We start from the raw sequence: 16756 nt of genomic DNA, 5'->3' as shown, positions 1-16756 counted from the left end.
AGTCTTCCCACGGAGGTAGTCTGGATTGCTTCGTCGCTTCGCTCCTCGCAATGACGGAGGGTGGAGCGACGACGACGCCTTACTCAGCCGGCTCAGCCGCCAGCGTCGGGTAATCCGTGTAGCCCTTGGCGCCGCCGCCGTAGAACGTGTTCTTGTCCCAATCGTTCAGCGTCGCGCCCGCCTTCAGGCGCTCGACCAGATCGGGGTTGGAGATGAACGGCTTGCCGAAGGCGATGAGATCGGCCGCGTTCGCGTCCAGCACCTTGGCGGCGAGATCGAAATCATAGCCGTTGTTGGCGATGTAGGTGCCGGGGAAGCGCTTGCGCACGCCCGCATAGTCGAACGGCGCGATGTCGCGCGGACCGCCGGTGGCGCCTTCGACGACATGGAGATAGACGAGCTTCAGCGCGCCGAGGCCATCGACGATATGGTCGTACAGGGCTTGCGGGTTCGAATCCGAGATGTCGTTGGCAGGCGTCACCGGCGAGATGCGGATGCCGGTACGATCGGCTCCGGCCTCCGCCACGACGGCCCTGGAGACTTCCAGCATCAGTCGCGCGCGGTTCTCGATCGAGCCGCCATAGGCGTCAGTACGCTTGTTGGTGCCGTCCTTGGCGAACTGCTCGAGCAGATAGCCGTTGGCGCCGTGGATCTCGACGCCGTCGAAGCCGGCTTCGAGCGCATTCTTCGTGGCGCGCTTGAAATCGTCGATGATCCCTGGAATTTCGGAGAGTTCGAGCGCACGGGGCTCAGAGACGTCAGCGAAGCCGCCGTTGACGAAGGTCTTGCCCTTGGCGCGGATCGCGCTCGGTGCCACCGGGGCTGCGCCATTGGCCTGAAGGTCGACATGCGAAATGCGGCCGACATGCCAGAGCTGGATGAAGATCTTGCCGCCGCGCTGGTGCACCTGATCGGTGACCTTGCGCCAGCCGGCAACCTGCTCCTTGGAATAGATGCCGGGGGTGTCCTGGTAGCCTTGGCCCTGCTGCGAGACCTGGCTCGCTTCGGTGATCAGAAGCCCCGCAGAAGCACGCTGGGCGTAATAGTCGGCGGCGAGCGCGCCCGGTACGAAGGTGCCGGGAAAGGCGCGGTTGCGCGTCAGCGGCGCCATCACGAAACGGTTCGCCAGCGTGATCGGGCCGAGCTTGTAGGTCTCAAACAATTTGGTCGAACGGCTCATGAGAATGCTTCCAGGCGGTGAGAGATCCGGAACACTTGTGCATCGCGGCAATCAGCGCAAGGGAGGAGCCATACGGAAACTGCAGGCGAGATGCGCAGCGGGGCTACGCAGCATAAAGCATGTGCAATTTCAGCCGCGGCAGCAGATTCGATCTCCCGCCGCGGCCGCCTGAATCATCGGGTATTAGTTCGCGCCGAGGAAATCGCGTTTGCCGACCTCGACGCCGGCGTGGCGCAGAAGGCCGTGGGCGGTGGCGGCGTGGAAATAGAAGTTGGGCAGCGAGAACGCGCTGAGGAATTGCTGGCCCTTCATGGTGATGGATTTGTCGGGACCGGCCGGGAAGGTGACGTCCTTGGTGTCGGCGCCCTCGAACTGCTCGGGCTTGAACGATTTCACATAGTCGATGGTCTTGGCGAGCCGCTGCTTCAATTCGGCAAAGCTGGTCTCGGTGTCTGCTGTGGAGGGCACTTCGCTATGGGTCAGCCGGGCGCAGCCTTTGGCTGCAAAATCGCTGACCAGCTGGATCTGCTTCGAGAGCGGCAGCATGTCCGGAAACAGGCGGGAGCCCAGCAGGACGGCGGGATCGACCTTCTTGGCCGCGCAATGCGCCTCGGCTTTCGTGAGCAGGCCGGTCAGGCTGTTCAGCATTTGCAAATAGGCGGGAACGACGGCGTCGTGGAAGGACATGTGATGCTCGCTATTGTGGTGGGAAATCTCAGGAGAAACCTGAGCCACTCACATGGGAACCTCATGGAAAAATACAATCGCGGGAGCGGCTTGTGCAGTGCGAAAATTCTACCGAGCGGGCTTGTGGTGCTATCGGCGCCCCGCTGTCATCGTCCGGCTTGACCGGACGATCCAGTACTCCGAGGCAGCTGTGATTGAATCGATAGGCCGCGGCGTACTGGATGCCCCGCTTTCGCGGGGCATGACAGCGATTCTAGTGCTTAGCGGATCGTCCCCGCCGGCTGTGCCTGCGCCGTGCCACCGCGCATCCGGGCCAAAAGCTCGGCCGTTGGCCAGGAATCGGCGGGCAGACCGTATTTGATCTGCATCGCCTTCACCGCGGCGCGGCTCTGCTGGCCCAGCACGCCGTCGACCTTGCCGACATTGAAGCCGGCCTGGACCAGAAGCTGCTGCAATTGCTTGAGCTCGTTGAACGGCAGCTGCGCGACCGGTGTGGACGGCTTTCGCATCGGAGCCGCGCCCGCGATGCGGGTGGCGAGATAGCCTGCGGTGGTCGAATAGATCAGCGAGTTATTCCACTCGGTGTAGGCCGCGAAATTCGGGTACGCCATGAAGGCTGGCCCGAAGCGCCCCATCGGCAGCAGCACGGAGGCCGCAAGATTGTCGTTCGGCAGCGGCCTGCCGTCGGGATAGGTCACGCCGAGCTGCGCCCATTTCGAGCGCGGCAGCTGCACCGTGAGGTCGGTCTGATCCCACGGCAGGTTTTGCGGCACCTTGATCTCCTCCAGCCACGGCTCGCCGCGCCGCCATTTCAATCCGTTGGCGATGTAGTTCGCGGTCGAGCCGATCACGTCGTCCTCGCTGCGGAGGAGATCGCGTCGTCCGTCGCCGTCATAGTCGACGGCATAGTTGACGTAATGCACGGGCAGGAACTGGGTCTGTCCGAGCTCGCCGGCCCAGGAGCCGACCATCTCGTCAGGATGCAAATCGCCGCGGTCGATGATCTTCAGCGCGGCAATGGTCTCGTTCACGAACATCTCCGAGCGGCGGCAATCATAGGCCATCGACACCAGCGATTTCAGCGTCGGCAGATTGCCCATGTTGACGCCGAAATCGCTCTCCAGTCCCCAGAACGCTGCGATCACCGCCGGCGGCACGCCGTATTCCTTTTCCGCGCGCGCGAACGCGGCCGCATGTTGCTTGATGTGCTGCTGGCCGTTCTGCATGCGATAGGGCGCGGCCATGCGGCCGGCAAATTCGGTGAAGAGCTGGCCGAACACGCGCTGGCCGCGATCGCGATTGACGATGCCCTGGTCGTAGATGAGGTAAGGCGAGGCCGCCGCGATCGTCCGCTGCGACACGCCGGCGGCAACGGCCTGTTGTTTCACGTCGGCCAGAAACCGATCGAAGTTCGCGCCGTTATGGCACGCCGCCGCGCGCGGCGAGGGCGCGGTCGCCCTGGGGGCTGCTGGTTTTGCGGGCGCTGGCGCGAACTGGGCGGAGGCGGTTGCAGACAGCGCGACAAGAGTGACGGCCGCGATCGCAAATCGGGTCTGGAGCATGAGGTTTCCGGGGGGAGGGCGCGTGGGGAATCTTGCCAAAGCTTAAGGGAATTGAGCGCCTCAAACCATCCTTTCGTCATGGCCGGGCTTGTCCCGGCCATTCACGCTTTCGGCCTTGCGCCGGAGGGAGAACGTGGATGCCCGGGACAAGCCCGGGCATGACGGAAAAGCAATGTTGGTCAATGGCCGCGGCTCCGCGACGCACCTTGAAACCTTGCACGCGGACGGGGGGCATCCCTACCTCATGCTTGCCGGCCTGCAACGCCTCCAGCGGCCACGGCCGGCCTCGGGAGACGGCCATGAACTATCTTCGTACCGCAATGCTGCTCGCAGGCCTCACCGCCCTGTTCATGGGCGTCGGCTATCTGATCGGCGGTGCCGGCGGCGCCATGATTGCGCTCGTCATTGCCGCGGCGACCAATCTCTTCACCTACTGGAACTCCGACCGCATGGTGCTGTCGATGTATGGCGCCCATGAGGTCGACCGCAGCAGCGCACCGGAGCTGGTCGGGCTCGTGGCCGAGCTGGCGGGCCGGGCCGGCTTGCCGATGCCGCGCGTGTTCCTGATGGACGAGCCGCAGCCCAACGCGTTTGCCACCGGGCGCAATCCCGAGAATGCCGCGGTTGCCGTCACCACCGGGTTGATGCGCCAGCTCAGCCGCGAGGAGCTCGCCGGCGTGATCGCGCACGAACTCGCTCATATCAAGCACCACGACACGCTGCTGATGACCGTTACCGCGACCATTGCAGGCGCGATCTCGATGCTGGCGCAGTTGGGCATGTTCTTCGGAGGCAACCGCGACAACAATGGTCCGGGTATCGTCGGCTCGATCCTGATGATGATCCTCGCCCCGATCGGCGCCATGCTGGTGCAGATGGCGATCAGTCGTACGCGCGAATACGCCGCGGACAATCTCGGCGCACGCATCGCCGGTCAGCCGATGTGGCTGGCATCGGCGCTGGTGAAGATCGAGGGCGCTGCGCATCAGGTCCCGAATGTCGAGGCGGAGCGAAATCCTGCCACCGCGCACATGTTCATCATCAATCCGCTGTCGGGCCACGGCGTGGACAATCTGTTCGCCACCCATCCCTCGACGCAGAATCGCATCGCGGCACTTCAGCAGCTCGCAGCCGAGCTCGGTGCGCAGGCCTCGCCGTCGGTCGGCGCCAATGAGAACTATCCGCCGCGGAGCCCATGGGGCCGCTCTTCTTCACGCGGCCCTTGGGGCTGACGCGGAAGCAGCGCGAATTTGCTCGCTTTGTGACCTGTCGCACACAGGGCCGTCCCGGCCGGTGTTAACACCCTGCCGTGACAGTTCCTGCGAAAGGGGATGCGTGGCCGGCCCTCTGCCTGCCACCCTCGAAGATGACCAAAGCTGCAGTACCATTGTTGATTGCCCTGGGCATGCTGATTGGCCTGTCCACGCACACCGTCGTCAATTGCGGGGACGAGGACGAGCCCGACATCTGCTCGGCAGTGATCGGCTTCTCGCCGCTGCGCGGCTCGCTGATCGCTTTCGCCTATGAGGGGCGTGGACGGATCGCGTTGCGCCACGGCGACTGGCGGCGGGCGATCGCGGATTTCGACGAGGCTATCCATCTCAACCCCAACCGCGCCTCGCTCTATCGCGATCGGGCGTTGGCGCGCCGGCAGAACGGCGACCTCGAACTTGCCATCGAGGATTACGACGAGGCGATCGCGCATGATCCCAGGCACGCCGCGCCCTATCACCAGCGCGGTCTCGCGCTCGCGGCCGCCGGCGATCTCGATCGCGCGATCCTGAGCTACAACACCGCGGTCCGCCTCGACCCCTCGGATGCGCAGCCTCGGCTCGACCGCGGCCTCGCCTTCCTCGCCCGGGGCCAGGCGAATGAGGCGCGCGCCGATTTCGAGGCCGCGCTGGCGCTGCCCGCCGGCAAGGACGTCCGCACCCGCGACGCGGCACGCGCAAAGCTCGCCGAACTGGCGAGCGCCGAGCCGACCCGGCTCGGCGCTCCAGGAAAGTGAGCGTCTACTTCGCCTTCTTGGCTTTGGCCTTCTTCGCTTTCTTGGCCGGTTTTTCCTTGGGCGCCTTCTTCTCCACCTTCACCGCGACCGGCGTGCTGGCGGCGATCCGCATCGACCGCGCGTAGCTGTCGGCGACGTTGTCGGCGGACATCTGCAGGCGCTTGGCGGCGGCAATGGCCTGCTCCATGGTGGCCTTGGCCATCATCTTGAAGCGGTCGCCGGTCTCCTTGCCCTTGGCCTTGGCCGCAAGGCCGTTGAATCGGTCCCGCCGCTCCTTGGCGCGGGTCATCAGGCCCGTATGCAGCTGTCTGGCCAGTTGCCGGATCACGACATCCAGGTCGGCTTCCGCCATGTTGTTCTATCCTCTTCGAAAACGGTATCGATGCGGGCGGGACTATGCAGATCGGGCCCCACCTTGGCAATTCCCGGCCACGCGTCATCCGCAGCTTCCGGTGACCAAAATAAAAGAGCCGCGCTGCGCGCGCGGCTCTCGGGCTTGGTCTGGCGCTTTCTGTCTTACTTCAGCGAGGCGACCGGGCCGCTCGAGGCTGCCGGATCGGGATCGAAGCCGAACACGCCGACCAGATATTTGTAATAGTCCGGCAACTTCTCCTTGAGCGCCTCGCGCGACTTCGGGTCGTGGAATTCGCTCTTCCCGGCCAGGAAGATGCTGGCGGTTACCGCGAAGAACTCCATGTGATTCTTCAGCGCGTAGGATTCCTTGGGCAGGAGATCCTTGGACTTGGCGTAGGCGTAATAGCCGATCACGCCCTTGTTGGCGTAGCCGTCCGGCAACAGCCGCGCGTGGTAGGCGTGCAGCAACTCGTGCAGCAGCACGGCTTCCTTTTCGTACCGCATCATGTCCGGCCGCAGCATGATCACGCCAAGGCCGGAATCGACCGCGAGGTCGACGGCGTTCGGATTGCTCCAGCGCTGCTTGTTGGGGTCCCAGACCGTCAGCGTGCGGGGAGCGGTGCGCTGGATGTCAGGCGTGACCCGGCCGTAGCACGCGGTCGCGGCGCCTTCGTCGAGGCAGGCGAGCTCGCTGGCGATGATCGGGACGGTGCGGAAGAAGCGCAGGACGCGCGGCGAGAGGCCGGCGGCCTCGACCACGTCGATCTGGCTCTTCACATTGTCGGTGAGCTTGTCGACATCCTTGCGGTCGGAATTCTCCGACAAGTCGAACATGTAGCCGCGGTAGCTCTGGAAGCCCGGCGGTAACGCCTGCGCTGCGCCGGCGGATGCATCAAGCGGTCCGGCATGGGACGAATTGGCAAAGAGCGCGCCGACAATGGTCGCGGTCAGCAGCAACGCAATGCGCATGATGAACCCCCTGATGTCACTTCACGCGGCAGGATAAGCCGCCGTTGTTTGCGAAAAGTGAGTGGGGCGAGACTAAGGCAGCGATGTTGAGGCGTGCTTAATCGATGGTTGCGGATCGCGGAAGTGAATTAGCGCCGGGTTAACCAAGCGTGGATTGCCAGCGCGCTTCGGCGTAGCATGCGGTCCGGGCACCAAGCCCTCAAACCAGATAGCCGGAAGGGAGGATGCCATGTATGCCGCCATCCGTCAGGCCAAGGCGAAAAGCGGGAGCGCCGAAGAGCTGGCGCGCCGTATCAAGGAAGGTGCCGTTCCGATCATCAGCGACGTCGACGGCTTCCGCGCCTATTACGTCGTCTATGCCGGCGACGACACGGTCACGGCGATTTCGATCTTCGACAAGTTCGAGCAGGCGGAGGAGGCGAACAGGCGTGCGATCGCCTGGATCGAGAAGGATCTGGGTGCGCTCCTTGCAGGCGACGCCCGCGCCGCCGCGGGACCGGTGATCGTGCATACGCTGGCGTAAGTCCTTCGTCACTGCGAGGAGCGAAGCGACGAAGCAATCCAGGCTGTCACTGCGGAGACAGTCTGGATTGCTTCGCTTCGCTCGCAATGACGAGGAGGTAGATGTGCCCCTTCACAACTCCCGCGCATTCGAGAACGCAAAACTCGACACCCGCCGCGTCGTCTCGTCCAGGATCAGCGTGCGCGTGATCGGCGGCTCGGCGCGCTGGGCGCAGTTTTCGCGCTCGCAGAGACGGCAGTTGACGCCGATCGGCGTGCCCTCCGTTTTCTCCAGATCGATGCCGGCAGCATAGACGAGGCGCGCGGCGTGACGAATCTCGCAGCCGAGGCCGATGGCGAAGCGCGGCTGCGGCAGCGGGTGCGGCGCGACGGGACGGCGCACCATTTGTGCGATCGAGAAATAGCGCGTGCCGTCCGGCAGCTCGATCACCTGCTTCAGCAGGCGGTCAGGCGTGTCGAAGGTCGAGTGCACGTTCCACAACGGACAAGTGCCGCCGAATTTCGAGAACGGGAACGTGCCCGATGAAAATCGCTTCGAGACGTTGCCGGCATTGTCGACACGAAGCAGGAAGAACGGGATGCCGCGCGCGTTCGGCCGCTGCAGGGTGGTGAGCCGATGGCAGACCTGCTCGAAGCCGGAATTGAAGCGCTGTGCCAGCAGATGGATGTCGTAGTTCAATGCTTCGGCGGCAGCCAGGAAAGCCGGGTAGGGCATCATCACGGCGGCCGCAAAGTAGTTGCCGAGCGTGATCCGGAACAGGCGGCGCGGTGTGTCGTCGAGCGGGCCGGCGCGGCCGATGATGGTCTCCAGATGCTGCGCGCATTCAACCAGGCCGAGCTGAAAGACGAGCTGGAAGGCGCGGCCGGGCGGGTCGACCAGTTCGGAGATCAGGAGCTGGCGCCGGTGGCGGTCGAAGCGCCTCAGCGTCTCGCGCATCACGTCCACTGGCATGATGCGGGTCTGGATCGAATGCTTTTCGCGCAGCCGTGCCGCGAGCGCCGCGTAAAGCTCTTCGGCCGGCACGTTCAGCTCGTCGCGCAGAGTCTCCGCGGCCTGCTCGAGCTCTGGAAAGTAATTGCGGTTGGCCTCGATCAGTTCGCGGACGCGCTCGACCGGATTGGCCTCATAGCGGGTGCCGACGTCTCGGTCAGCCATTTGTGCCGCGGCCAGCGTCTCGCCCTGGCGGGCCTCGGTATAGGCGGCATAGAGCCGTTGCAGCGCATGGGTGACGCCGGGGCAAAGTTCGGCCAGATCGCGTAATTCTTGCTTGGGAACGTCGATCTGACGGAACAGCGGGTCGGAGAAGATCTCGTTGAGTTCGGCGAAGAAGCGGTCCTCGTCGGCGGTCGCGAGGTCGCGCAGGTCAAGGTCGTAGGTTTCGGCCAGCCGCAGCAGGATCTGGGCGGTCACCGGGCGCTGGTTACGCTCGATCAGATTGACATAGCTCGGCGAGATCCCGAGCCCCTCAGCGATCTGGGTCTGCGACAGCCCCAATTGCTGCCGGATCCGCCGGAAGCGCGGGCCGACGAAGAGCTTCTTGCTGGAACCGGCGGGCATTCTCAGGTCTCCGGAGGCATCAAGGGCAGGCTTGCTGACCTTTTAATTTACAAGATTTACAAAGTGACATTTGTTACAAGTACCGATGTTACATGACATCACCATTCAGATACAAGCCTACTATACGAGCTGAGCTTTCTCGCGTTTAGCTTCTGACACGCATCTCGCAATGCATTGTCAAGAATGTCGATGGCTGGTGGCCATCGTCAGCGAAAGGATCAGGCACATGAATTACCAGCCCCGCGGCATCAGCACCCTCCAGGCCCCCGCCTCGTATCAGAGCGAGGTCGAGGCGGCCCGGTCGCTCTTGGAGACCCAGCCGACCTGGAACGGGGTGTCGGCCGAGGCCGTCGCCCGCATGCGCCTGCAGAATCGCTTCAAGACCGGCCTCGACGTCGCCCGCTACACCGCGGCGCTGATGCGGGCGGACATGGCCGCCTATGACGGCGACCCCACCAAGTACACGCAGTCGCTGGGCTGCTGGCACGGCTTCATCGCCCAGCAGAAGCTGATCTCGGTCAAGAAGCACTTCGGCAAGACCGATCGCACCTATTTGTACCTGTCCGGCTGGATGATCGCGGCGCTGCGCTCCGAGTTCGGCCCGCTGCCCGACCAGTCGATGCACGAGAAGACCTCGGTGCCGGCGCTGATCGAAGAACTCTACACCTTCCTGCGTCAGGCCGACTCGCGCGAGCTGAACGATATCTTCCGCAACCTCGATAAGGCCCGCAAGGAAGGCGACAAGACCCGAGAGAAGGAGTTGATCGAGAAGATCGACAACTTCCAGACCCATGTCGTGCCCGTCATCGCCGACATCGACGCCGGCTTCGGCAATGCGGAGGCGACCTATCTGCTCGCCAAGAAGATGATCGAGGCGGGTGCCTGCGCGCTCCAGATCGAGAACCAGGTCTCGGACGAGAAGCAGTGCGGCCACCAGGACGGCAAGGTCACGGTGCCGCACGAGGTGTTCCTGGCGAAGATCCGGGCCTGCCGCCACGCGTTCCTCGAACTCGGCGTCGAAGACGGCATCGTCGTGACCCGTACCGACTCGCTCGGTGCCGGCCTGACCCAGCAGATTGCGGTCAGCCACAAGCCCGGTGACCTCGGCGACCAGTACAACAGCTTCCTGGATTGCGAGGAAGTGACGGCGGAGAACGCCCGCAATGGCGACGTCATCATCAACCGCAACGGCAAGATGATGCGTCCGAAGCGGCTGCCCTCCAATCTCTATCAGTTCCGCCCGGGCACCGGCGAGGACCGCTGCGTGCTGGACTGCATCACCTCGCTGCAGAACGGCGCCGACTTGCTCTGGATCGAGACCGAGAAGCCGCATATCGAGCAGATCGCCAAGATGGTCGACCGCATCCGCAAGGTGGTTCCGAACGCGAAGCTGGCCTACAACAACTCGCCCTCGTTCAACTGGACCCTCAACTTCCGTTGGCAGGTCTACGACGCGATGAAGGAAGCCGGCCAAGACGTCAGCAAGTACAATCGTGCCGAGCTGATGAAGGTGGAATACGACGATACGCCGCTGGCAAAGGAAGCCGACGAGCGCATCCGTACCTTCCAGGCGGATTCCGCCAAGCGTGCCGGCATCTTCCACCACCTGATCACGTTGCCGACCTACCACACGGCGGCGCTCTCGACCGACAATCTGGCGAAGGAATATTTCGGCGACCAGGGCATGCTCGGCTATGTCAAGAACGTCCAGCGCGCCGAGATCCGTCAGGGTATCGCCTGCGCCAAGCATCAGAACATGGCCGGCTCCGACATCGGCGACGACCACAAGGAATACTTCGCCGGGGAGGCTGCCCTGAAGGCGGGCGGCGCCCACAACACGATGAACCAGTTCGGCTAACGCATCACGCTAATCGACAGGAGACTGACAATGACCAACAGCAATTTCTGGGTGATCGGCGGCGAGTTCGGCTCGATGAACTTCCACAAGCTGGTGGAAGGCTCGGCCCAGGTGCAGGGTCCGTTCAAGACCCGCAAGGAGGCCGAGGACGCCTGGCGCTCGGTCTCGGAAGAGAACCGCCACAAGGCGGGCGTCCGCTTCTCGATCGTGGAAGAGCCGTCGCGGGTCTCGGCGTGAGAATCTGAACTAACATGCCAATCTGAATAAGAAGACGTCCAAGGACGGAGGGTCCCATCCGGCGCAAGCCGGGTGGGACCGTCTGTTTTTGGCACAGGTGAATAGCCTGTGGGCTCCGTAAGTAACTGGAATTGTAGGGCCTTTGCGGACACATTGGTTGCTGATAGGTTAATCCGGCCAAGTGAGGACGAGGCCGCCAATGTCAGAGCCCGAGACCAGCGGGATCCATCCCAGCCAGCCGCGCCCGGTGCGGCTGCGCGATGCGCTGTTGCGGGCGCGGATCGAGGCTGCCGACCGGACCGGCGTCGTCGTCGATTTGCGCGATGCCGAGGTGGCACGGCTCGAGATACTCAACGATTCGCTCGATCCTCTGTTCGCGCAGGTGCCTGACAAGATCGACCTGTTCGACCGCGGTATCAGCCAGGGCGATACGCCCAGGCTCTGGATCGACGTCGTCGCGCACATCGTGATGGGGCGCGACAAGCGGATGTACCGCTTCGTGCAGGACACCCGCTTCGGCCGCATCGTGCTCGCTGAATCGCACGACACCGCTGTCATCGTCGAGGCCGTGACCGATTACGTCGCGCGCCGCATGATCGAGCGCGAGCATGCCATGGTGGTCCCGCCCGAGCCGAAGCCCGAGGTGGCGCAGCCGCGGCGCCGCTCGCGCGTCTGGCCATTCGTGCTGGGGTTCGTGCTCGGTGCCGCCGCACTGTTCGGGGTCGCCGTGCTCGCGGCCCTGCGGAGCTGGTGAGGCGTCGTCATTCCGGGGCGCGCGAAGCGCGAACCCGGAATCCATTTATCAGCACGTATCGCGGCCCGATGGATTCCGGGTTCATGCTTCGCATGCCCCGGAATGACAGCGGTCTAAATCAACTTCACATGCTTGATCTGCCCGATCTGAAGTCCAGCCCCCAGGCTCCGCACCGTCTGCTCGCAACGCCAGCTGGCGTTGTCCTTCTCGATCGTGAACAGATTGTAGGCCGCAGCCGGGGTGTGCCCGTGCGCGAGCGCGGAGGCCGATGGCACGCCGATTGCGGGAATGTTGCCGTTGGGGCCTTCGAACCACATCGTCGAATGAATGTGGTCGTGCCCGTGCAGGATCAGTTCGACGCCGTGGCGTTTCAAGAGCGTCAGCAGCTCGGCCGAGTCGATCATCCGCTTGTGGCGCGCGCCGGACTTCAGTGGATGATGCACCAGCAGCACGCGAAAGACGTCCTCGGCTGCGAACCGCTCGAGCATCTCTTCGAGCGACGCGAGCTGATCGCGTCCGAGCGCGCCTGTCGCCATCAACGGCAAGGTGGGCACCGCCGTGGACAGGCTGATCAGCGCGAGCGGCCCGCGCCGGCGCAGGCTCGGAAAGCCGATACGGCCATCGTCACCCGCAAGATAGGGCGCGAAGGTTTCGCCGAAGCGATGAAAGGTGGCGCGGACATAAGCGTCGTGATTGCCGGGAATCGTGGTGACGCGGTCGGGCGGACCGAGGCCGTCGAGCCAGGCGCGCGCCGGCGCGAATTCCGCCTCCAGCGCCAGATTGACGAGATCGCCTGTGACCGCGATGTGGTCGGGACCTTGCGCCTTCATGTCGGCGACGAGTGCGTCGAGCACCTCGCGGCGCTGATACTTGTGACGGTTGCGCGTCCAGTTGACGTAGCCGAACGCGCGCTTGCCGGCGAGCTCGATCAGCCGCGGCTTCGGCAGCGGCGGCAGATGCGGGTCCGACAGATGGGCGAGCGTGAAGGGGGCCATTGGGGGCGATTGCCTCGCTATTCGCCCGCTGTAATGGCAAGGTCGCAGGCCAGGTGCAAGCGGGGCATCAAGGGAGCCCGATGGCGGATCGTCTGAACAGCGTCCGACGCAGATTCGAGCCGCTGCTGCGGCAAATCTTCCACGCCTATTTCCTGCTGGTCCGCGGCATGACGCTCGGCGTCCGCGCCGTGGTACTGGATGCCGACACCAGGGTGTTCCTGGTCAGGCACAGCTACGTCACGGGCTGGTATCTGCCCGGCGGCGGCGTCGATCTCGGCGAGACCATGGAGCAGGCGATGCGCCGCGAGCTCAAGGAGGAGGGCGATATCGATCTCACTGGCGATGCCGTGCTGCACGGCATCTTCCTCAACAGCCACGTCTCGCGCCGCGACCACGTCGCGGTCTACGTCGTCAGGCAGTTCAAGCAGGATCGCCTGCCCGCGCCCAACCACGAGATCGCCGAGTGCGGGTTCTTCGCGGTCACCGCGCTGCCCGAGGGGACCACGCCCGGCACGCGGTTGCGGATCGCGGAAGTCCTACACGACAGGCCGCGGATTGCGACGTGGCGATGATGGCTGCCTGTGCTAGTAAATCGCCGCACCTGCGGTGTCGGCGCATGGACGAGGGATGAAGATTGTCTGAATCGACGAGGTCATGGCCGTTTCGGGTCGCCGTGCTGGTGCCCTGCTACAATGAGGAAGCCGCCGTCGCGACGGTCGTTGCCGATTTCCGCAAGACACTGCCTGCGGCCGAGGTCTACGTGTACGACAACAACTCGACCGACCGTACCGCGGCGGTCGCGCGCGAGGCGGGAGCGATCGTGCGCAGCGAGCGGCGCCAGGGCAAAGGTCACGTCGTGCGCCGCATGTTCGCGGACATCGAGGCCGACATCTACGTGCTCGTCGATGGCGATGCGACCTACGACGCGCCGAGCGCGTCGCGCATGATCGACGAGCTCCTCGACGAGCATCTGGATATGGTTGTCGGTCTGCGTGTCGATCAATCGCAAGCGGCCTACCGGCGCGGTCATCGCATCGGCAATCGGCTGTTCACCGGTTTCCTGGCATCGACCTTCGGCCACGCCTTCAAGGACATCCTGTCCGGTTACCGCGTGTTCTCGCGCCGGTTCGTCAAATCCTTCCCGGTCCTGTCCGGTGGCTTCGAGATCGAGACCGAGTTCGCGGTCTATGCGCTGGAATTGTCGCTGCCGGTCGCCGAGGTCGAGACGCCCTATTACGCGCGCCCGGAAGGCTCCTTCTCCAAGCTCGACACCTGGCAGGACGGGTTGCGCATCTTCAACACGATGCTGAAGCTCAATCGGTCGGAGCGGCCGCTGCGCTTCTTTTCGGCGATCGGCATCGTGCTCGCGCTGCTGTCGATCGCTTTCGGGCTGCCCGTCGTGATCACCTTCCTCGAAACCGGCCTGGTCCCGCGCCTGCCGACCGCCGTGCTCTCCATGGGTCTGATGATCATGGCGCTGCTTTCGGCTTCGTCGGGGCTCGTGCTCGACACCGTGACGCGCGGGCGGCGGGAAATAAAGATGCTCGCCTACCTGTCCCAACCGCCGCTCGGGCGGACCTGAAATTGCCTCCGGGGCCGGGCGCAATCCCATGGACCGCTGCCCTCCAAGGTGATATCCCGCCGACGCGATGAACGATCTCTCCCTCACCATCCGGTCGGAAGCCGCCGGCGATGCTCAGGCGATCGAGCGGCTGCACGAACGCACCTTCGGACCCGGCCGCTTCGTGCTCAGCGCGTACCGAATCCGCGAGCACGTGGATCATGTGCTCGATCTATCCTTCACCGCCCGCGTCGGTACGTTGCTGGTCGGATCCGTACGGCAATTGCCGATTTGCGTCGGCGACACGCCGGCACTGCTGCTCGGGCCCCTGACGGTCGAGCCTCCGTTCCGCAGCCGCGGCGTCGGCCGGCTGCTGCTCGAGCGCGCACTGACGGATGCGAAGGCGCAGGGCCATCGCCTGGTGCTGCTGGTCGGCGACGAGCCCTATTACAGCCGCGTCGGCTTCAAGCAGGTCCCCAAGGGACGCGTCACCATGCCGGGCCCGGTCGATTACAGCCGGCTCCTCGTCATCGAGCTGGTCGAGGGCGCGTTCGAAGGCGTATCGGGACCGGTCGGTCCGGACTGGAGCAAGACGCGCACCTGACGCCATCGCTTCGAAGCTCACATGAAGGTAGGGCAGTGCCGGTCGATCAGCAATATTACCGGGAAGTGGCGTCCGGGAGCACGGCGGAAAAGCTGCTGATCGCCGCGCGCGACCGCATCTACCAGGATTTCATCGCCCGCATGCAGCCGTCTGCCTTGGACGAGATCCTGGATGTCGGCGTATCCGACGTGATCAACGACGGCGCGAACGTGCTGGAGCGAAGCTACCCGCATCAGCACAAGATCACGGCGTGCGGGCTCGGCGAAGGAATCGGGTTCAAGGCGGCTTTTCCGCTTTGCCGTTACGTGCAGATCGAACCGAATACACGGCTGCCGTTCAACGACAATGCGTTCGATGTCGCGACGTCCAATGCCGTGCTCGAGCATGCCGGTAGCCATGAAAATCAGGTGCTCCTGGTCGAGGAGCTTTGCCGCGTCGCGCGGCGGGTGTTCATCACCGTGCCCAACAGGTTCTTTCCGGTCGAGCACCACACCGCCATCCCGCTGGCGCATTATCTCGACGGCACCTTCAGGATCGCCTGCAGGATCGCCGGCAAGTCGGAATGGACCGACGAGCAGAACCTGATCCTGATGACGCGAAAACGGCTGCTGGGGCTCGCCGCCAAGTCCTCCACCCCTAAGTCCGCGGCCGTGGGCTACACCGGTTTGTCGCTCGGCCCGCTATCGTCCAATCTCTATCTTGCATTCCGCTAAAGCAGCGCCGCCTCCGTCGCATCATGATCCCCGATGAAGAAGATCCACACCAGCAAAGCCGTCTTCGCCGTGTTGTTTCTCGCGGTGCTGATCGGCCATTTCTGGACCATGATGCGATGGAATGAGGCGCGCGGCGTCTATGACGACATCTGCTACCTCAGGCAGGCGCATCTGTTCCAGAGGTTCGGGCTGGTGGAGGGCTTCGACACCAACCTCGGCCGCGACGACGATGGCTATCAGAAAGCGAAGCTGAAGGAGATCGGCTACCCGGACTGGAACGATACGACCGCGGCGCCCTGTCACAATCTGATGCCGGCCACGGGGAAGGTCGTCATTCAATATCCGCCGGGTGTCGGCCTCGTGTTGGCGCTGTTTCCGCCAGGTCACCAGGTCGTGCCCATGTACATGCTGGCGACCATTATCGTGCTCGGCTTTGCGCTGTTTGCGCTTTCTCTCGCGCGCAGCATGCGGTCGGTCCTGATGGCCGGGACGTTCGGCTGCCTTGCGATCTACCAGATGGTCAATCCGGTCAAGGCGAGCTATTCGATGGCCCCGACCGTCGTCGTCTGCGCGCTCGCGGGATGTCTCACGGCGCGATGGCTGGCGAGCCCGCGATCTCAACCGAGGATCTGGCCGCTGGCGCCGATCGGCTTCCTGCTCGGACTGACCGTTGATTTCCGGTTGGCCAATCTCTTCCTGGCGTCCGGCTATGGCCTGTTTCTCCTCGTCGCGTTCCTTGCGGAACGGACGTTGTCCCGGTTCTTGCAGGGGCTCGTGTTCGGCCTCGCGTTGCTGGCCGGCGTGATCCCGACCATCGTCTCTTACGCCGTCAACGCCGGCAGTCCGTTCGCGTCGACCTACGGCAACAACCCCGATGTCAGGCCGCTGGATTTTTCGTTCGCGGTGGTCCGGGACTATCTCGCCGACCCGCTCCAGACCTTGCTGATCGTCATCGGAGTTGCAGGCTCGATCTGGCTGTTGCGGCAGGCGAACGGCACTCGCCGCGTCGCGCTGCTCACGATGGCCAATCTGGCGCTCAACCTCGCCTTCTTCTTCACCTATCCGATCGCGACGCCATACTACACGATCCCCATTTCTCTCCTGACATTGTGGACCCTGCTGTTCGCCGTGCTGTTTCGGGAGGCGGCAGAGGCTTCCCCCGATGCAGCCGCTCTAGCCGAACCGCGATGAGCT

18 protein-coding genes are annotated in these 16756 nt (G+C 64.1%); 11 read left to right on the top strand and 7 right to left on the bottom strand.

The genetic code is table 11. From position 1 onward, the window contains the following. Positions 1–79: 79 nt before the first annotated feature. The 3 genes from ABIB90_RS22865 to ABIB90_RS22855 form a co-directional block, all read right to left on the bottom strand. Positions 80–1180 (bottom strand): alkene reductase, encoded by a 1101-nt coding sequence (locus tag ABIB90_RS22865; RefSeq protein ID WP_354201420.1) that lies wholly within the window; start codon positions 1178–1180, stop codon positions 80–82. A 183-nt stretch (positions 1181–1363) separates the two neighbouring features. Further along, positions 1364–1867 (bottom strand): DUF1993 domain-containing protein, encoded by a 504-nt coding sequence (locus ABIB90_RS22860; protein WP_007595142.1) that lies wholly within the window; start codon positions 1865–1867, stop codon positions 1364–1366. A 260-nt stretch (positions 1868–2127) separates the two neighbouring features. Then, the gene (locus ABIB90_RS22855) at positions 2128–3429 is read right to left on the bottom strand and encodes a lytic murein transglycosylase (protein ID WP_354201419.1); all 1302 of its coding nucleotides are present in this window, start codon (positions 3427–3429) and stop codon (positions 2128–2130) included. 299 nt (positions 3430–3728) lie between these two features. Here ABIB90_RS22855 and htpX point away from each other — a divergent pair, with 299 nt between their 5' ends. Both htpX and ABIB90_RS22845 read left to right on the top strand, forming a co-directional pair. Beyond that, positions 3729–4661, top strand: a complete 933-nt coding sequence (gene htpX / locus ABIB90_RS22850; protein ID WP_354201417.1) for a zinc metalloprotease HtpX — start codon at positions 3729–3731, stop codon at positions 4659–4661. 134 nt (positions 4662–4795) lie between these two features. Further along, positions 4796–5437, top strand: a complete 642-nt coding sequence (locus ABIB90_RS22845; RefSeq protein WP_354201416.1) for a tetratricopeptide repeat protein — start codon at positions 4796–4798, stop codon at positions 5435–5437. 4 nt (positions 5438–5441) lie between these two features. Here the strand turns inward: ABIB90_RS22845 and ABIB90_RS22840 are convergent, their stop codons facing one another. Both ABIB90_RS22840 and ABIB90_RS22835 read right to left on the bottom strand, forming a co-directional pair. After that, positions 5442–5789 (bottom strand): hypothetical protein, encoded by a 348-nt coding sequence (locus tag ABIB90_RS22840; protein ID WP_007595135.1) that lies wholly within the window; start codon positions 5787–5789, stop codon positions 5442–5444. A gap of 164 nt (positions 5790–5953) precedes the next feature. Beyond that, entirely contained in the window at positions 5954–6760 is an 807-nt protein-coding gene (locus tag ABIB90_RS22835; protein WP_354169671.1) for a hypothetical protein, read from the bottom strand. Positions 6761–6989: 229 nt separating this feature from the next. Between ABIB90_RS22835 and ABIB90_RS22830 the strand changes: the two genes are divergently transcribed. Further along, complete coding sequence (locus tag ABIB90_RS22830) at positions 6990–7283, top strand: antibiotic biosynthesis monooxygenase (RefSeq protein ID WP_007607017.1); 294 nt, start codon at positions 6990–6992, stop codon at positions 7281–7283. A 111-nt stretch (positions 7284–7394) separates the two neighbouring features. Here the strand turns inward: ABIB90_RS22830 and ABIB90_RS22825 are convergent, their stop codons facing one another. After that, the gene (locus ABIB90_RS22825; protein WP_354169674.1) at positions 7395–8840 is read right to left on the bottom strand and encodes a helix-turn-helix domain-containing protein; all 1446 of its coding nucleotides are present in this window, start codon (positions 8838–8840) and stop codon (positions 7395–7397) included. A gap of 226 nt (positions 8841–9066) precedes the next feature. Between ABIB90_RS22825 and ABIB90_RS22820 the strand changes: the two genes are divergently transcribed. The 3 genes from ABIB90_RS22820 (at position 9067) to ABIB90_RS22810 (ending at position 11689) form a co-directional block, all read left to right on the top strand. Then, entirely contained in the window at positions 9067–10698 is a 1632-nt protein-coding gene (locus ABIB90_RS22820; protein ID WP_354169676.1) for an isocitrate lyase, read from the top strand. A gap of 30 nt (positions 10699–10728) precedes the next feature. Continuing rightward, positions 10729–10935 carry a DUF4170 domain-containing protein gene (locus ABIB90_RS22815; RefSeq protein ID WP_007595122.1) on the top strand — a complete coding sequence of 69 codons (207 nt, stop codon included), beginning with the start codon at positions 10729–10731 and terminating at the stop codon, positions 10933–10935. A 199-nt stretch (positions 10936–11134) separates the two neighbouring features. Then, the gene (locus tag ABIB90_RS22810) at positions 11135–11689 is read left to right on the top strand and encodes a hypothetical protein (protein ID WP_354201415.1); all 555 of its coding nucleotides are present in this window, start codon (positions 11135–11137) and stop codon (positions 11687–11689) included. A gap of 113 nt (positions 11690–11802) precedes the next feature. On the opposite strand, the gene ABIB90_RS22805 is transcribed toward ABIB90_RS22810, so the two are convergent. Further along, positions 11803–12684, bottom strand: a complete 882-nt coding sequence (locus ABIB90_RS22805; RefSeq protein WP_354169679.1) for a metallophosphoesterase family protein — start codon at positions 12682–12684, stop codon at positions 11803–11805. A gap of 80 nt (positions 12685–12764) precedes the next feature. On the opposite strand from ABIB90_RS22805, the gene ABIB90_RS22800 reads away from it, so the two are divergent. The 5 genes from ABIB90_RS22800 (at position 12765) to ABIB90_RS22780 (ending at position 16753) form a co-directional block, all read left to right on the top strand. Continuing rightward, positions 12765–13256: an NUDIX domain-containing protein gene (locus ABIB90_RS22800; protein ID WP_219684481.1), complete on the top strand. Its 492-nt coding sequence runs from the start codon at positions 12765–12767 to the stop codon at positions 13254–13256. 62 nt (positions 13257–13318) lie between these two features. Further along, entirely contained in the window at positions 13319–14266 is a 948-nt protein-coding gene (locus tag ABIB90_RS22795) for a glycosyltransferase family 2 protein (protein ID WP_354201414.1), read from the top strand. A 67-nt stretch (positions 14267–14333) separates the two neighbouring features. Further along, complete coding sequence (locus tag ABIB90_RS22790) at positions 14334–14849, top strand: GNAT family N-acetyltransferase (RefSeq protein ID WP_007595102.1); 516 nt, start codon at positions 14334–14336, stop codon at positions 14847–14849. A gap of 35 nt (positions 14850–14884) precedes the next feature. Then, on the top strand, positions 14885–15562 hold the full coding sequence (locus ABIB90_RS22785; protein ID WP_007595101.1) for a methyltransferase domain-containing protein: 678 nt from the start codon (positions 14885–14887) through the stop codon (positions 15560–15562). A 33-nt stretch (positions 15563–15595) separates the two neighbouring features. After that, positions 15596–16753 carry a hypothetical protein gene (locus ABIB90_RS22780; RefSeq protein WP_354169686.1) on the top strand — a complete coding sequence of 386 codons (1158 nt, stop codon included), beginning with the start codon at positions 15596–15598 and terminating at the stop codon, positions 16751–16753. The last annotated feature ends 3 nt before the right edge of the window (positions 16754–16756 follow it).

Origin of the sequence: Bradyrhizobium sp. JR4.1 (assembly GCF_040548605.1) — a bacterium.
Lineage (GTDB): Bacteria > Pseudomonadota > Alphaproteobacteria > Rhizobiales > Xanthobacteraceae > Bradyrhizobium > Bradyrhizobium canariense.
The sequence above is the reverse complement of the archived record's forward strand: the minus strand, read 5'-3'. Positions and strand labels throughout refer to the sequence as shown.

Excerpts from the sequence above, each read along its gene's own strand:
- ABIB90_RS22865 (WP_354201420.1), bottom strand. The coding sequence starts at position 1,180 with ATGAGCCGTTCGACCAAATTGTTTGAGACCTACAAGCTCGGCCCGATC.
- ABIB90_RS22860 (WP_007595142.1), bottom strand. The coding sequence starts at position 1,867 with ATGTCCTTCCACGACGCCGTCGTTCCCGCCTATTTGCAAATGCTGAAC.
- ABIB90_RS22855 (WP_354201419.1), bottom strand. The coding sequence starts at position 3,429 with ATGCTCCAGACCCGATTTGCGATCGCGGCCGTCACTCTTGTCGCGCTG.
- htpX (WP_354201417.1), top strand. The coding sequence starts at position 3,729 with ATGAACTATCTTCGTACCGCAATGCTGCTCGCAGGCCTCACCGCCCTG.
- ABIB90_RS22845 (WP_354201416.1), top strand. The coding sequence starts at position 4,796 with ATGACCAAAGCTGCAGTACCATTGTTGATTGCCCTGGGCATGCTGATT.
- ABIB90_RS22840 (WP_007595135.1), bottom strand. The coding sequence starts at position 5,789 with ATGGCGGAAGCCGACCTGGATGTCGTGATCCGGCAACTGGCCAGACAG.
- ABIB90_RS22835 (WP_354169671.1), bottom strand. The coding sequence starts at position 6,760 with ATGCGCATTGCGTTGCTGCTGACCGCGACCATTGTCGGCGCGCTCTTT.
- ABIB90_RS22830 (WP_007607017.1), top strand. The coding sequence starts at position 6,990 with ATGTATGCCGCCATCCGTCAGGCCAAGGCGAAAAGCGGGAGCGCCGAA.
- ABIB90_RS22825 (WP_354169674.1), bottom strand. The coding sequence starts at position 8,840 with ATGCCCGCCGGTTCCAGCAAGAAGCTCTTCGTCGGCCCGCGCTTCCGG.
- ABIB90_RS22820 (WP_354169676.1), top strand. The coding sequence starts at position 9,067 with ATGAATTACCAGCCCCGCGGCATCAGCACCCTCCAGGCCCCCGCCTCG.
- ABIB90_RS22815 (WP_007595122.1), top strand. The coding sequence starts at position 10,729 with ATGACCAACAGCAATTTCTGGGTGATCGGCGGCGAGTTCGGCTCGATG.
- ABIB90_RS22810 (WP_354201415.1), top strand. The coding sequence starts at position 11,135 with ATGTCAGAGCCCGAGACCAGCGGGATCCATCCCAGCCAGCCGCGCCCG.
- ABIB90_RS22805 (WP_354169679.1), bottom strand. The coding sequence starts at position 12,684 with ATGGCCCCCTTCACGCTCGCCCATCTGTCGGACCCGCATCTGCCGCCG.
- ABIB90_RS22800 (WP_219684481.1), top strand. The coding sequence starts at position 12,765 with ATGGCGGATCGTCTGAACAGCGTCCGACGCAGATTCGAGCCGCTGCTG.
- ABIB90_RS22790 (WP_007595102.1), top strand. The coding sequence starts at position 14,334 with ATGAACGATCTCTCCCTCACCATCCGGTCGGAAGCCGCCGGCGATGCT.
- ABIB90_RS22780 (WP_354169686.1), top strand. The coding sequence starts at position 15,596 with ATGAAGAAGATCCACACCAGCAAAGCCGTCTTCGCCGTGTTGTTTCTC.